The organism is Piscibacillus halophilus, from assembly GCF_900110685.1.
Lineage (GTDB): Bacteria > Bacillota > Bacilli > Bacillales > Alkalibacillaceae > Piscibacillus > Piscibacillus halophilus.
Genome location: NZ_FOES01000053.1, coordinates 1 through 15074 on the forward strand (window position 1 = coordinate 1; position 15074 = coordinate 15074).

Genomic DNA, 15074 nt, shown 5'->3' on the forward strand with positions numbered 1-15074 from the left:
CCGGTATTAGCCCCGGTTTCCCGGAGTTATCCCAGTCTTACAGGCAGGTTGCCCACGTGTTACTCACCCGTCCGCCGCTCGTTCCACAAACGTCCTCCCGAAGGATTCAGTTTGCTTCCCGCGCTCGACTTGCATGTATTAGGCACGCCGCCAGCGTTCGTCCTGAGCCAGGATCAAACTCTCCATAAAAGTAGTTTGATTGGCTAATGTCGTTCATTTCCTTCCGCCAATCCAGAAAGAAATAAGAAATTGACTACAGGCTATTTTGTTTAGTTTTCAAGGTTCAAATGTCTGTCGCCTCAAAAATGCGACTTTATTAATATAACAACTTTTCAACAGGAAGTCAATAACTTTTTATAAGTTTTTTACTCCGTTTTTATAAATTGTTTTGTGTGACGCGTTGCCTTAACGCGACGATTAATAATTTATCATGGTTTTGAGTCTATGACAATAGTTTTTTGTGTATTTTTTCAAAGTAAGTTTATTCTGAAAGTTATCGCATCTCGTTAAACCTAGAAAAAGACCATCATGACAGGGAATTAAACAGATTACGTCCTGTTACTTCCCTATTATTGTCTCAATTAACTCAATAAAAAACTGCTTGCCACAACCCTATTCTTAGGTTGCAACAAGCAGCAATCTCTATACATTCATTATGAACGATTTCTCATTTGAGGGAATAATAGAACATCACGAATAGATGCGGAGTTAGTTAATAGCATGACTAGACGATCAATTCCAATTCCTAACCCACCAGTTGGAGGCAAACCATACTCTAATGCTTCAAGGAAATCTTCATCCATTAAGTGAGCTTCATCGTTTCCTTCTTCACGCTCTTTTACTTGTGCTTCAAAACGTTGACGTTGATCAATAGGATCATTTAATTCCGAGAATGCATTTGCATGTTCACGTCCAACGATAAATAACTCAAAGCGATCTGTAAAGCGTGGATCTTCTTCGTTTTTCTTAGCTAATGGAGAAATAGCTACAGGATGACCATATATAAATGTAGGTTGTACTAACGTATCTTCTACTTTTTGTTCAAAGAATTCATTAACAATATGGCCATATGTCATGTTTTCGTCTACTTCTACTCCATGCTCTTTAGCTAAGGCATGTGCTTCTTCATCTGTCATTTCCGCCCAGAAGTCTACACCTGTCACTTCTTTAATAGCATCAACCATATGCCATCTCTTCCATTGAGGAGTTAAGTCGACTTCAACATCTCCATAATGCACTTTAGTGGTGCCTAAGACTTCTTCTGCGATATGAGCGACTAGATTTTCAGTAAGGTCCATGATGTCATGGTAATCAGCATAAGCTTCGTACAACTCAATCATCGTAAACTCTGGGTTATGTCGAGTCGATACCCCTTCATTACGGAATACTCGTCCGATTTCATAAACTTTCTCTAAACCACCGACGATTAAACGCTTTAAGTGTAGCTCAATCGCAATACGCATATATAATGGAATATCTAACGCATTATGGTGAGTTACAAATGGACGTGCTGATGCACCACCTGGAATCGCATGCATCATTGGTGTTTCAACTTCTAAGAAGCCTTTGTTGTCAAGATAGCGACGCATGGACTGAATAATTTTACTACGTAGAATAAATGTCTCGCGACTTTCTAAGTTCGTAATAAGGTCTAGGTAACGTTGACGATAACGTTGTTCAACGTCTTTTAGACCATGGAATTTTTCCGGTAATGGACGAAGTGACTTAGTTAAGAACACAAATTCATCCGCTTTAACCGAAAGTTCTCCTACTTTTGTTTTAAACATAACACCTTTGACCCCGACAATATCCCCTAAGTCAGCTTGTTTGAACACTTCATAGGCTTCCTCGCCAATCCGGTCTTTACGTACATATATTTGAATTTGACCTTCTAAATCTTGAATATGGGCAAATCCTGCTTTACCTTTACCTCGCTTTGTCATAATACGGCCAGCAATCGTTACAGGATATTCTTTTTCCTCTAACTCTTCTTTTGTGTACTGATCATAAGACCCTTTTAGTTCATCAGATAAATGTGTACGTTCAAACTTATCGCCAAATACATTAATTCCTGCATCCTGCAAGGCACGTAATTTTTCTATACGTGTCTGCATTTGATCATTAATTTCTTCTGACACCTATCTCACCTCAAATTATTAAAATTCTTCTATGAACTATGACGCTTTAGACGCTAATTTTAGTTCTTAGGTATATTCATCTAAAATCTCATTTGATTTTTTTCGATTTACACTCATTAATACGTTTTCTAACTTTACCATTACCTTTTTTGCCTTTCAAGTACCAAGCCATTTCTAAAGTTGTGTGTTCAACCTTTGGGTATTACGTTCCATATGTAGGTGGCTCACTAATTATAAAGGCCCCTAAGGTCAATCAGCCACCGATTACCTAACGCTGTGCCTTCTTATATATACGAACGTCTTCAACGTCTTTCTTAGATAACTGGTTCAGCCATTCTTTAAGAGATGCACCTTTAAACTTTAAGTTTGGTTCGATCTCTTGGAGTGGAATTAATACAAAAGCCCGTTCATGCATTCTTGGGTGTGGAATCGTTAATGTCTCTGTATCTATCGTATTATTATTAAACAATAATACATCCAAGTCAATGGAACGCGGACCGAAACGGATAGTCCGCTTTCTTCCAAGTTGCTGCTCGATCTGTTGACAAATATCTAAAAGTTCAAACGGCGTAAAGTCTGTTTGAACTTGAACAACCATATTTAAAAAATCTGCTTGTTCAGTGTATCCGACAGGTTTTGTTTCATAAATGGAAGACATCTGAACAATATGAATGCTTGAATAGGTTTTCAAACTTTCAATAGCTTGATTAAAATGTTCTTCTCGTGGTTCAATATTGGTTCCAAGTGCTATAAATGCGTTAGACATAATCTTGGCGCTCCCTATATATTTCAACACCTGCTGATTCATAATAACCTGGAATAGGAGGACCCGGCTTATCAATATGAACTTTAACAGCTTCTAGTTTATTAAAAGCATTAAAGAGTGATTGGGCGATTTTTTCTGCGACGGTTTCAATCAAATTTTTCGCCTCACCTTCAACGACGCGCTGAATCACTTGATAAACTTGTCCATAATCCATACTGTCATTCATATCGTCCGTTTGCCCGGCTTGTCTTAAATCCACCATAAGTTCTACATCTACTGTAAATCGTTGGCCCAGTTTATTTTCCTCTGGGAACAACCCATGATATCCGTAAAACATCATTCGATTGAGTAGAATTTTATCCATGTACCCGTTCTCCTTTTCCCATCATCGAATCCATCATTTTTGCTGCTCGAGAAACTTCCTTAACATCATGGACTCTAACGATTTCACATCCTTGCTGGATTCCGTAACAGACGGTGGCAATCGTTCCCTCTAATCGCTCATCCACTGGTAGGTCAAGTGCTTTACCAATCATCGATTTTCGTGACGTCCCTAACAAGATCGGGTAGCCGAGTGTACGCAACTCGTGTAATCGTCTCATGACTAATAGGTTTTGTTCTAATGTTTTTCCGAAACCTACACCTGGATCTAGGATAATTTGATCATCCGTTACACCGTGCTGCTGGGCAATTTCAATACTCTCTGATAAGCTTTTCTTCATATCTTCAATAACATCGTCGTATTCTGGTTCACCTTGATTGTGCATTAAAATAATAGGGGCTTTATATTCTTTAGCAACAGCCGCGATTTCAGGATCTTGTTTGGCACCCCAAACATCATTAATGATGTGGGCACCTGCTTTAAGTGCTGCATCAGCTGTTTTCGATTTAAAAGTATCAATTGATAAAGGAACTTGAACATGCTTCGTTAACTCTTCAATAACTGGTACGACTCGTCCAATTTCTTCATCAGCCTCTACAGGTTTATGACCAGGCCTTGTTGACTCGCCACCGATATCAATAATTTTCGCTCCATCGTTGACCATTTGCCCCGCATGCTTAATGGCGGTTGAAGTAGAATTGAATTTTCCCCCATCAGAAAAAGAATCCGGCGTCACATTTAAAATCCCCATTACAACCGTTTCTTGATCGAATTGAAGGGTCATATTTTCATTAATGTCTAATTGACGCATGCTTAACCCGCCTTACTGCTTTAATTGTTCTAATTCTTTGACTGTAAAATGATATTGTTCATGACAGAACTGACATGTCGCTTCAGCCCCACCATCTTCTTCAATCATTTTATCAATTTCTTCATTACCTAATCCCGCAATCGCATTTTCAAGGCGTTCTTTTGAACACTTACATTTAAACTGAACATCTTGTTGAGATAGAAGCTTCCACTCCGTATCATTGAAAAATTCATTTAAAATATCTTCTGGTGTGTAACCTTCACGAATAAGAGTAGAAATCGGGCGAATGTCTGACACACGTTTTTCGACTTTTTTAATCGTTAAATCATCCGCCTCAGGCATCATCTGAATGATAAAGCCACCCGAAGCTAGGATCGATAAATCCGGATTAACCAAGACTCCTGCACCTACTGCTGAAGGAACTTGTTCAGACGAAGCAAAATAATAAGTAAAATCTTCACTCACTTCTCCTGAAACAATCGGTACGGAACCCGTAAAGTTATTTTTCATGCCTAAATCTTTCACGACACTTAATGTACCGTTCGTACCTACTGCACGGCGAACGTCTAGCTTACCATGTTCGTTTAAATCGAAATTGACGTGTGGGTTTTTAACATAACCACGAACATCACCATGGGCGTTACTATCTGCAATCACATAACCGATAGGGCCGTCACCTTCTAATTTAACCGTTAATTGATCGTCACCTTTTAACATAGAACCCATCATAGCAGAAATTGTTATGGTCCGACCAAGTGCTGCTGAAGCTGCTGGCCATGTGTCTTGTCTTCTACACGCTTCACCTACTGTGTCCGTAGAACGAATAGCAAAAGCACGAACTTGACCATTATAAGCCGTTGCACGAATCATATAATCACTCATGTTGTTCACCCTTCTCATCCTTATTAATACAATATATTTCATATAGCCCTTTTAGTGTAAGAGCCGAATCGACGTAATCGATTGTTTTTGATCCTTTACCTATTAGTTTAGCTAGTCCTCCTGTAGCAACCACGGTAGGCTCTGATTTTGCTCTCGCCTTCATTCTTTTGACGACCTCATCAACTTGTCCAATATAACCAAAATATATGCCAGACTGCATAGCTTCAACGGTCGATTGACCGACAACATCCTGAGGGCTAGTTATTTCGATACGAGGAAGCTTTGCTGCTTTAGCATATAAGGCTTCAGTAGAAATTGAAATCCCTGGCGCGATCGCACCACCTTCATAAGCCTCATCCTCATTGACATAACAATAGGTTGTGGCTGTACCGAAGTCGATAATGACTAAAGGAGCTCCGTATTCTTTAATCGCACCAACTGCGTTAACGATACGGTCCGCACCAATTTCATTTGGATTTGGGTATTCCATCTTAAGACAAGTATCCACTTGACTCGAGCCAACTATAAGTGGGTCTAAATGGAAGTAACGTTCACACATCTTTTGTAAAGAAAACATAATAGGCGGTACAACAGAAGAAATAATAACACCATCAAAGTCTTCAAAGGTTAACCCATTATGATGCAGCAAAGATTTGACTTGCATGGCATATTCATCTTCTGTTTTATGACGATTTGTCGCAATACGCCATTGATATTTTAGTGTGCCTTGATCAAAGACACCTAATACTGTATTCGTATTTCCCACATCTAAAACAAAAATCATGTCGACAGCCCTTTTCTATATAAAATAAAAAACCATTCATAAAAATTATAGTTTGCCACGTAAATCATAACATAAATCACTCTAGGTGTGGATTGTAAAGTTTTATAGTAGTAGTCAACACTGACAACTCATAATCGACCATTCATATATACTCCTAATTAATATAAAAACCCCCACCAATATTATTTGGCAGGGGTATCATTTAGGCATTATTCTTTTCGATTTGAGTCATCATCTGAAGAGTCTGCTGAGTCAGCTTTTTCTTCCTTCTTCTGAATGTTGACTTTTACATCTTGATTTTCATTTTCCAGAGTAGACTCCTTAGATGGTTCAGGCTCCTCAGTTACTTGAGGTGCTTCATCTGTTGTAGCAGATGTTTCATCTTCATTTTTTTCTGTCTTCTCAGGTAAGATTCCTTTATGGAACAAGCTATTAATCTCGGCTGCATCTAACGTTTCAACTTCTAGTAACGTTTTAGCAATTAACTCTAACTGCGATTTGTGCTCTGTTAAGATTTCTTTCGCTCGTTCGTAACAAGATTTAATAATCGCCTGAATTTCTTGGTCAATTTCATAAGCGATTTGATCACTGTAGTTCGGGTCGTTTTGAATGTCACGACCTAAGAACACTTGACCACCAGAACTACCAAATTGGAGTGGCCCAAGCTTATCACTCATACCAAACTCCGTCACCATGCGACGCGCAATGCTTGTCGCACGCTGGAAGTCGTTGTGTGCACCTGTGCTCACTTCACCGAAGATAATTTCTTCAGCTACACGACCACCGAGTAAACCGGTAATTTTATCGAGTAATTCAGGTTTTGTCTGGAAGTATCGGTCTTCTTTAGGAAGCATAACCGCATATCCACCCGCTTGACCACGAGGGACAATGGTTACTTTGTGAACCATGTCAGCTTCATCGAGTACAACACCAATTACGGTGTGACCACTTTCGTGATAAGCAACGATGTTTTTCTCTTTTTCAGAAATAACCTTACTCTTCTTAGCTGGACCGGCAATGACACGGTCGATGGCTTCATCAACGTGTACCATTGAAATTTTATTAACATCATCACGCGCTGCCACTAATGCAGCTTCGTTTAACAGGTTCTCTAAGTCTGCACCAGAGAAACCTGGAGTACGCATAGCAATTGTTTTTAAATCAACGGATTCATCTAATGGTTTATTCTTAGCATGAACCGCTAATACTTCTTGACGACCTTTTACATCAGGAGCATTAACCGTGATTTGACGGTCAAAACGACCAGGACGTAATAATGCAGGGTCTAAGATATCTGGTCGGTTTGTCGCGGCAATCATGATAATTCCTTCATTAACCCCGAAACCGTCCATTTCAACTAGTAACTGGTTAAGTGTCTGTTCACGCTCATCATGACCGCCACCAACACCAGCTCCACGTTGACGACCAACAGCATCAATCTCGTCAATGAAGACAATACATGGTGCGTTTTTCTTCGCATTTTCGAATAAGTCACGAACACGTGACGCACCGACACCCACAAACATCTCAACGAAGTCTGAACCACTGATTGAGAAGAATGGTACACCCGCTTCACCTGCAACAGCTTTAGCAAGTAACGTCTTACCAGTACCAGGAGGCCCCACAAGTAAAATACCTTTAGGAATTCTAGCCCCTAGTTCAGAGAATTTACGTGGATCTTTTAAGAAGTCCACCACTTCTACAAGTTCTTGCTTCTCTTCATCAGCCCCAGCCACATCTGGGAACTTCGTTTTCTTTTTATCTTCTGTATACATCTTCGCCTTACTCTTACCGAAGTTCATCATACGGCCACCGCCGCCTTGCATTTGACCGAGTAAGAAGAAGAAGAGAATAAATAGAATGATAAACGGAATTAACGTCGTGAAAAAGCGTGCCCAAGCACTAGGCTCTTCCGCTGGTTCGACTGCAAATTCGTTTACTTGCTCTTCTGCCGTACTAACGATTTCAGCAAAAATCTGCTCGTTCGCTGGGAGTTCAGCAGTAAAGGAAGATGAACCTCCATCTCCTACCTTTTCCCCTCGAGCTTCGTACGCTTGATTTGTATATTGTAAGGTCAATTCTTCAATTTGACCGTTTGATAGAGCATCTCTAAATTCATTGTAATTTAGTTGTTCCGTATCAGGGTTCGGGTTATTTAACATCCCGATGATAGCGATTAACACTAAAAATATAACAAAGAAAAAGAATGTATTTCGGAACACTCGGTTCATTACGTACCTCCTCCTAAGCGACAAAACTAAACTTATACTACCATAATAAATTTGTGTGCCTCAACTATTTACACGTGAACTTTCTCTGACAATTCGTACAAGGACTATAATTCAATTTATGAATAAATTTCTGGCTTTAATACTCCGATATAAGGAAGGTTACGATATTTCTCTTGATAATCTAACCCGTACCCTACGACGAATGCATCTGGAACTTCAAAGCCAACTAAGTCAGCTTTAATATCCGATTGTCGGCCAGATGGTTTGTCTAGTAATGTCACAATCGTAATTGAATTAGCTTGGCGGTATTTGAAGAGATCCACTAAATAACTTAGTGTTAGGCCACTATCAATAATATCTTCAATAATGAGTAAATCGCGACCTTTAACTTTTGTATTTAAGTCCTTTATAATTTTAACTTCTCCAGTTGATCTCATTCCACCTTCATAACTAGATACATCCATAAAATCCATTTCGATATGAGTATCAACTCGTTTTAATAAATCACTCATGAACGGCATTGCGCCTTTTAAGACCCCGACTGCTAATGGAAATTGACCGTCAAATTTTTCAGTAATAACCTTAGCAAGGTCCTTCGTTTTACTTTGTATCTCTTCTTCAGATATTAAAACTTCTTTAATCTCATCGTGCATGGAGATCCCCCTAATCATTTATGAAAAGTAATTTGAATTAAGTTATGACCGCTATCTTTCACTAAATGACTCTTACAAACAAATGGTATCCATATAATCTCGCCGTTGGCCTCAACCATTGGCCACTCATCTCTTAAGTATTTAGGAATTTTATTGTCAATAAAGATATCTTTTACCTTCTTATGACCATTCATTCCTTTTGGTTTTATACGGTCTCCATTTTTTCTTGTTCGAATCGTTAGTGGAAATGATATGTGATATGCATCACATACAAATACATGAGTACCTCTTTCTTTAACTTGTGCAACTTTTGTTGCTTTAGCTACCCATCCATTCGGCAGCTGAACACTCTCATCTAAATACAAAGGTTGTTCATAACCTGTATAAGATTTAGAACCCTTTCTAATTTGACATTCATCGTAAGCTTTAACAAATGCCAAATTTTCATTGACTTGATAATGACTATTTTGTTGTTCAGAAATTAACCATTCATTAAAGGTGTCAAAATAATCTTTATCCATCATCTCATTTGTATAAAGATAGTTTAATATTAGATGAAAGATTCTCCTTTGTAAAGGTAAGGCAATGGCTTTATATTCTTGAATCGAAAACGTGACTTTTTCAGGGTCCAATTTGACCATTTCACGGTAATGTTGATCGGCTAATGTTTGTAAAAAAGCATCCTCTTCATTTAATTGTTTCTGTAAATGAAAAAGACTTTTGGAAAGGCCGGGGTTTTCTTTCTCTAAAGATGGCATCACATGGTGTCTCACTCGATTCCGAGTATAATCATCTTCTTCATTAGATGGATCAAGCCTTGGTTTCAATTGATGTTTTTCTACATATTGATAGATGTCATCTTTTCTTAAACATAAAAAAGGCCTTATTAACCATTGGGACCCAAGTTCTCTTTTAACAGGAATACCATTGGGTCGAACCCCTTTTATAAATTGCATCAACATCGACTCAGATAAGTCATCTTGATGATGACCAAATACCAATTTGCCATTGGGGACATTTTTCATCGATTCTTGGAAAAATTGATACCGCATCTCCCTAGCCGCTACTTGTGTTCCTACATGATGGTCTCTTTTATATTCATTAACATTCACTTGTCCAATTAGACACGGTATACCTAACTTCTCAGACTCTTCTTTGACAAACCTGACGTCATCTAAAGATTGTTGTCCCCTTAATTGATGATCTACTGTCAAGGTTGTTAAAGATAAATCCCATGAAGTTTTAATGGAGGCAAAGAAATGGAGGAGCGCTAATGAATCAGGCCCTCCAGAAACAGCTAGAAACAAAGTATCGCCATATTTAAACAATTGATGTTGTCGATTAAATTCTAATACTTTTGTTTCCATTTTCCAGCACACCATTCCATAGAATTACTATTCTTTCATCGTACCACTTTATATTTTTAAAGTTCAATTGATGTACCTTTATTTTACAAAATAAAATAGTAAAAAAGAGCAACGTGAATGAAGATGATGGATGAAATGCCGATTGTTTCTGGCCAAACATTCAATTTTGGCGAAGGTGTATTATAGTTAGATTGAGGCTTTTTCATTTGCTGTGCGTTTATATGTTCTAAATCTTTCTTCATTTCAAGGGCAGATTGATACTTTCCGTGAAATGCATGATTTAAGACATGGTGAATCGGCTTTAAGGACTTCGCTTGATTCAATAACTTTAAAATATCTCGTTCACTAGATTTTTGAATTTTGACGTGTGGGTCCATGTTTAACAAGCAGACGGCATAAGCAAAAAGGTCATAAGTCGGTTCAGCTCTTCGGTCCCCCATTTTCCAATATCCTCGGTCATACCACGTTGTGTACTCTCGAATCGAACGATTAAAGGCTGTAACCCCTCCAACATCAATTAAGCGTGCGTGTTTTGTCCGTTTGTCGATTAAGATATTATCTGGTTTTAAATCGCCATATATGTAACCAAGCTGGTGTAATTGATTTAGCTGACTTAATAATTGAAAGCTAATGGGAAACATCCAGGATAAACCTTCACGTTCAATCCATTGACCAAGCGGGACTCCATCTATATATTCCATGACATAAAAAGCTAATTTAGAACTTTGTGAAACATACGCATCATCTACATCCAATAAAAGAGGCCCAAGTGGCTGACCTTGGACCTTCTTTAACATCTTTAGGACGTTCACTTCAGCTGTTATGACACTAGAATCCTGACTAATCTTTAAAGCCACATAGCGATTTCCTAATAGAGCTAAGTAAATGGAGCCGCGGGCACCTTCTCCAATCAAGCGGATGATGACATAGGTCCGCTTATTCCAAATTCCTTTTAGCTGTTGGTGCTTATTAAGACGAACCGTAGGATGAATCGATGATGTCATCCGAATCGTCCCTCCATTCCTCAGCAGACGGAACATCTTCGAAAGATCTTACGGCTTGTTTTAACGCCGCTCCTGTTGGGGTAATACCTCCAGCCGCTAGTTTTGGAAAAACTTTTGCCACCCGTTTACCATCATTCGTCCATGGCAGTAATTCCTTCACGACTTGATTTCTAGCTGGGAATTGAAAAATAGAATAATAGTGATTACCCGCTCTTGCTTGTAAACTCAAGATAAAATCATCAATCGCATCTTTAACAGCTTCCATTTTATGCTGCATACTCGCGCTCGTATCAACCAGAATTAAAACTTGAAGATCAACGGTCTCGCCTAAGTCCTCAACCACCTGTTGAACTTCTCCTCTAGTCTCAGGTGGCAAATCTTCTTCATTCGTTTCTTTTCCAAAAATTTGTTTTAATTCTTTTGAAACAAATCCTTGAATCGTCTGTGTCATAGCTTGACGAGTGACAGTCTGAACCGTTTCTGATAATACATCGGCATAGACAATTCGACTAATTCCATTTCCAGAATTCGCAATATCGTTAACCTCGGATAATCCGACCGGTTCTTCAGTTTGATCATCATCAAGCACACCGATGACATTTACAGCAATTCCTTTTTGAGCAATCATCGAGCTTACTTTGATTGGGTCTTCTCCTTGATTCGAACATCCATCTGTAATTAATAGAATTTGACGTATCGTTCCTGTCTTCATTTTAGTTGCGCCTCCTTCGTCTTTTTATCCATTGTTGACGATTTTGAGGCGTCATATACTAGTAGATTTAGAATTAAACAGATTTAGGATAAGCAAATGAAGCCCACTTAGGTTTACTCTTTTCAATTCGAGTGACGAGAACAGTCATGTCATCTAAAATTTGATTTTGATTACTACGAACGACTTCTTCCAAAATAATATCTGCTATTTCTTGCGGGTCATCTGTTTCTAAATCTTTTAATTTTCGCTTAAGCCATACTTCTCGGTTTTCTTCTAATCGTGTCGTTTCTAGAAGACCATCGCTAACCATGACTAAGATGTCTCCGTCTTTAAGTGATTCATTAACTGGCTCGACATCAAATTCGTCTAATATGCCAATCGGTACATTACTGCCTTCAACAGGATATACCGAACCCGATCTAATAATGTAACTTATCGAAGCCCCAATTTTTAAGAAGTTCGCTCTTGGTTCTTGTAGATCAATAATGGCTAAGTCAAGAGTGGCATAGATTTCATCAGAGGTTCTTAACGATAAAATAGAGTTAATAGATTGAATGGCCACTCGTTCATTAATGCCCGACTGTAAAATTTGTTTAAGTAACTTTAAGGTCTCGGAGCTTTCTAAATAGGCACGTTCTCCATTGCCCATTCCATCACTTATCGCAACAGCATAACGACTTTTACCTAATTCAAGCATGACGTAACTGTCTCCAGATAAGAAATTCCCGTTTTTAGCTGCATGAGCGACACCTGTTGTCAGTTGATATCGCTTAATCGATGCAAAGTTAAATGTCCGATAACCGCTTCTTGCATCAACCGGGTCTTCACTTTCTACCACAATCGATTCTCCAAATAATTCGGATAAAATCGGAGCGATTAATTTCTCGCCTTCTCCATGATATTCATTAAAGTGTAACGTCATTTCGATATCGACATTCCCTTGATCGATGGAGTACAGTTCGAGACGGTCTAAATTTAAGTTTAACTGCTGAATCATGCGTTTAACTTCTTCTTCATGCCAATCATGTTCTTGTCTTTCCTTAAGAATTTCTTTAGCAAAATTATTCATAACCTCAGATACACCATTTAACTGTTCAGAAACAAACTTTCGACTTTCTTTCACTTGCTGTTTTAGACGTTTATTCGCCTGATAGAATGATAATTCATATCTCATTTGATCAACCATTTGATCTTGCTTAATACAGAAGTTTTTAAGTTTACCGACATTCAGATTCATTTGAGACACATCGTGATTTTCAATTGATTCCATCGTATCGTGTAGTACGTTATAAGTACGATCAAAGTTATTCACCCAACACTGATGTTTTTTAATACAAGTTTGGCATGTTTTTTCGGATACTCGGCTTAAGTATTCATCTACCTCAGAAGGTGCTTCAACATTCTTTTGTTCTAAATCGTAGTATGCAAAGCTATGTGATAACGCTTGAAACATCTCCGAGAATCGTTCGACACGTTCAGCTGTTGCATTTCTGACCTTTTTTACATATTGTTCTTGGGCTTCTTTTTCCTCTTCAGTCCCAGGAACAAAAGCTGCTACTTTCTTAATCAATGATTTCGGCGTTAGGATAAAGACACCTGCCGCAATACTTGCTTCAATTAATAATTGTTGAAAGGAGATCATATCCACTTGATACAGACCAATTAAAGTCGTTGCGACAAACATTCCAACGACGACACCGTATTTATTTGTCACCTTCAGTAACCCACCTAAAAGTCCAGCCAATGCGAGTAAGCTAACTTGGTAAAGGTGAAAAGTGCTGACTAAACTAAGCATTAACCCGACAATAACCCCAATAGCAGATCCGACGGTTGCTCCCGCAATAAAAGCACTTAACAGAACAAAATACTTCGATCCAACTTGTTCTAAGCCAATTCCAGAAATAGATAAACCGACTAATCCAGTTAAAACAGCTGTCGATAGAATCACCAAGCAAATAATTTCCTCTACTTTGACTTTTAATGCTGGACGTTTATTAGACAAATACGGAAACGATTGTAAGAAAATCATAATTAAAAAAGCACTCAGAACGGCCTCAGTCGCTAATATAGCCGCATCGTACATCACAATATTTCCATCGATTAGATAATAAGATCCTCTTCCCAAAACAGAACTTACAAGTGTCGCTGCAATCACTGGACCTGTGACTCTAGCCATTTTTTGTAGGAAAAGCTTATAAATAAACATTAAAATAAGTCCAGAAGATATGATATAAAATGTTTGTGGGAGATTAACCGATATCGCCCCGATGGACAAAAATAGAAACACATAGAAAGCTGATTGTTTTCTAGTAATGATGGTTGTGGCTAAAAATGCTAGTGCAAATGGTGATAAAGAAGATAAGATAATGGCTCTTCCAAGAAAAAAGCCAATGATATACAATAACCAGCCTTGATCAAACAACTTACGAGCTACTAAATTCTTAGTAGATTGATAGATTTGACTTAGCTTATGGAATTTTGGTTGTTCCGTCGTAACTGTGCCTACTTTTGATAAGATTGCCATACTCACGACCACCCCTTTAAATAGATTCAACCACATTATCTATTAAATTTTTTGTCAAAATACCATGACGGTTTCAAAAAAGTTTTCGACGATTAAGCCTAACCTTTTTCATTTTTTCTACAAAAATTGGTTCTGAAATATGTCGTTTATGAAAAATGTTGTAACATCATAAAAAGTTATTAAAAAAATTGTTGACACAGTCTTAAACCTGTTGTACTATAAATTTTGTGTTTGAAAAAAATACTTAATTGACCACATTTGGCGGTGTAGCTCAGCTGGCGAGAGCGTACGGTTCATACCCGTGAGGTCGGGGGTTCGATCCCCTCCGCCGCCACTCTTTTTATAAGGCCCGTTGGTCAAGCGGTTAAGACACCGCCCTTTCACGGCGGTAACACGGGTTCGAGTCCCGTACGGGTCACTAAAAAACCCCGTTCTGAATAAATCAGAACGGGGTTTTGTTTTGAGATTTAGGCTCTATAATATTTGTTGGGGTAAAGGTTATTTTCTGATAATTCACTATAAGTCTTTAAGAGTAACTTCCAGGTTAGGCCTTCCCTTTCCACGGGCGATCCGCGAGCCTCCTCGAACTCCACTAACGTTACGTTCTGTGGGGTCTCGCCTGGCTCGCTTCACCCGTAGGAGTGTCAGGCCTACCTGGATTTCAGAGAAATTTGCAAAAATAAAAACACGCAAGCTCCTAATTTGTTAGAATTTGTTTAGACCAATAAACAAAAAACAAAGGAGTTGCGTGTACTATGTATTCTAACATTTCCATCCCTGGTTTAGAAGAGTTTAATATTACTAAATCCTTTGAAGGTGA

General features: G+C 38.5%; 12 protein-coding genes, 2 tRNA genes and 1 rRNA gene. 2 read left to right on the forward strand and 13 right to left on the reverse strand.

Annotation, left to right across the window (positions count from 1 at the left end; genetic code table 11):
* From BMY57_RS14505 to spoIIE, 13 genes are all read right to left on the reverse strand, one after another.
* Positions 1 to 189 (reverse strand): 16S ribosomal RNA (locus BMY57_RS14505); the annotation flags it as partial.
* Positions 190 to 653: 464 nt separating this feature from the next.
* A complete protein-coding gene (gene lysS / locus BMY57_RS14510) occupies positions 654 to 2114 on the reverse strand; it encodes a lysine--tRNA ligase (RefSeq protein ID WP_175615677.1) in 1461 nt (486 codons plus the stop codon).
* A 292-nt stretch (positions 2115 to 2406) separates the two neighbouring features.
* On the reverse strand, positions 2407 to 2904 hold the full coding sequence (folK, locus tag BMY57_RS14515; RefSeq protein WP_091775847.1) for a 2-amino-4-hydroxy-6-hydroxymethyldihydropteridine diphosphokinase: 498 nt from the start codon (positions 2902 to 2904) through the stop codon (positions 2407 to 2409).
* On the reverse strand, positions 2897 to 3268 hold the full coding sequence (gene folB / locus BMY57_RS14520; protein WP_091775850.1) for a dihydroneopterin aldolase: 372 nt from the start codon (positions 3266 to 3268) through the stop codon (positions 2897 to 2899). The genes folK and folB overlap by 8 nt, the downstream gene beginning before the upstream one ends.
* Positions 3261 to 4097: a dihydropteroate synthase gene (folP, locus tag BMY57_RS14525; RefSeq protein ID WP_091775853.1), complete on the reverse strand. Its 837-nt coding sequence runs from the start codon at positions 4095 to 4097 to the stop codon at positions 3261 to 3263. Before folP ends, folB begins: the two co-directional genes overlap by 8 nt.
* Positions 4098 to 4109: 12 nt before the next feature.
* Positions 4110 to 4979 carry an Hsp33 family molecular chaperone HslO gene (gene hslO, locus BMY57_RS14530; protein WP_091775856.1) on the reverse strand — a complete coding sequence of 290 codons (870 nt, stop codon included), beginning with the start codon at positions 4977 to 4979 and terminating at the stop codon, positions 4110 to 4112.
* Positions 4972 to 5763, reverse strand: a complete 792-nt coding sequence (locus BMY57_RS14535; RefSeq protein ID WP_091775859.1) for a type III pantothenate kinase — start codon at positions 5761 to 5763, stop codon at positions 4972 to 4974. Before BMY57_RS14535 ends, hslO begins: the two co-directional genes overlap by 8 nt.
* Positions 5764 to 5972: 209 nt before the next feature.
* Entirely contained in the window at positions 5973 to 7994 is a 2022-nt protein-coding gene (gene ftsH, locus BMY57_RS14540) for an ATP-dependent zinc metalloprotease FtsH (protein WP_091775861.1), read from the reverse strand.
* A gap of 116 nt (positions 7995 to 8110) precedes the next feature.
* On the reverse strand, positions 8111 to 8647 hold the full coding sequence (gene hpt, locus BMY57_RS14545; RefSeq protein ID WP_091775864.1) for a hypoxanthine phosphoribosyltransferase: 537 nt from the start codon (positions 8645 to 8647) through the stop codon (positions 8111 to 8113).
* Between the two features lie 14 nt (positions 8648 to 8661).
* On the reverse strand, positions 8662 to 10014 hold the full coding sequence (gene tilS / locus BMY57_RS14550; protein WP_175615672.1) for a tRNA lysidine(34) synthetase TilS: 1353 nt from the start codon (positions 10012 to 10014) through the stop codon (positions 8662 to 8664).
* Positions 10015 to 10097: 83 nt separating this feature from the next.
* On the reverse strand, positions 10098 to 11018 hold the full coding sequence (prkT, locus tag BMY57_RS14555; RefSeq protein ID WP_175615671.1) for a serine/threonine protein kinase PrkT: 921 nt from the start codon (positions 11016 to 11018) through the stop codon (positions 10098 to 10100).
* Positions 10984 to 11730, reverse strand: a complete 747-nt coding sequence (locus BMY57_RS14560; protein ID WP_091775873.1) for a vWA domain-containing protein — start codon at positions 11728 to 11730, stop codon at positions 10984 to 10986. Before BMY57_RS14560 ends, prkT begins: the two co-directional genes overlap by 35 nt.
* A gap of 73 nt (positions 11731 to 11803) precedes the next feature.
* Positions 11804 to 14254 carry a stage II sporulation protein E gene (gene spoIIE, locus BMY57_RS14565; RefSeq protein WP_177176400.1) on the reverse strand — a complete coding sequence of 817 codons (2451 nt, stop codon included), beginning with the start codon at positions 14252 to 14254 and terminating at the stop codon, positions 11804 to 11806.
* Between the two features lie 260 nt (positions 14255 to 14514).
* On the opposite strand from spoIIE, the gene BMY57_RS14570 reads away from it, so the two are divergent.
* Positions 14515 to 14588, forward strand: a tRNA-Met gene (locus BMY57_RS14570).
* A 12-nt stretch (positions 14589 to 14600) separates the two neighbouring features.
* A tRNA-Glu gene (locus tag BMY57_RS14575) sits at positions 14601 to 14672 on the forward strand.
* The last annotated feature ends 402 nt before the right edge of the window (positions 14673 to 15074 follow it).

Excerpts from the sequence above, each read along its gene's own strand:
- hslO (WP_091775856.1), bottom strand. The coding sequence starts at position 4,979 with ATGAGTGATTATATGATTCGTGCAACGGCTTATAATGGTCAAGTTCGT.
- prkT (WP_175615671.1), bottom strand. The coding sequence starts at position 11,018 with ATGACATCATCGATTCATCCTACGGTTCGTCTTAATAAGCACCAACAG.
- ftsH (WP_091775861.1), bottom strand. The coding sequence starts at position 7,994 with ATGAACCGAGTGTTCCGAAATACATTCTTTTTCTTTGTTATATTTTTA.
- BMY57_RS14535 (WP_091775859.1), bottom strand. The coding sequence starts at position 5,763 with ATGATTTTTGTTTTAGATGTGGGAAATACGAATACAGTATTAGGTGTC.
- tilS (WP_175615672.1), bottom strand. The coding sequence starts at position 10,014 with ATGGAAACAAAAGTATTAGAATTTAATCGACAACATCAATTGTTTAAA.
- lysS (WP_175615677.1), bottom strand. The coding sequence starts at position 2,114 with ATGCAGACACGTATAGAAAAATTACGTGCCTTGCAGGATGCAGGAATT.
- BMY57_RS14560 (WP_091775873.1), bottom strand. The coding sequence starts at position 11,730 with ATGAAGACAGGAACGATACGTCAAATTCTATTAATTACAGATGGATGT.
- folP (WP_091775853.1), bottom strand. The coding sequence starts at position 4,097 with ATGCGTCAATTAGACATTAATGAAAATATGACCCTTCAATTCGATCAA.
- spoIIE (WP_177176400.1), bottom strand. The coding sequence starts at position 14,254 with ATGGCAATCTTATCAAAAGTAGGCACAGTTACGACGGAACAACCAAAA.
- folK (WP_091775847.1), bottom strand. The coding sequence starts at position 2,904 with ATGTCTAACGCATTTATAGCACTTGGAACCAATATTGAACCACGAGAA.
- folB (WP_091775850.1), bottom strand. The coding sequence starts at position 3,268 with ATGGATAAAATTCTACTCAATCGAATGATGTTTTACGGATATCATGGG.
- hpt (WP_091775864.1), bottom strand. The coding sequence starts at position 8,647 with ATGCACGATGAGATTAAAGAAGTTTTAATATCTGAAGAAGAGATACAA.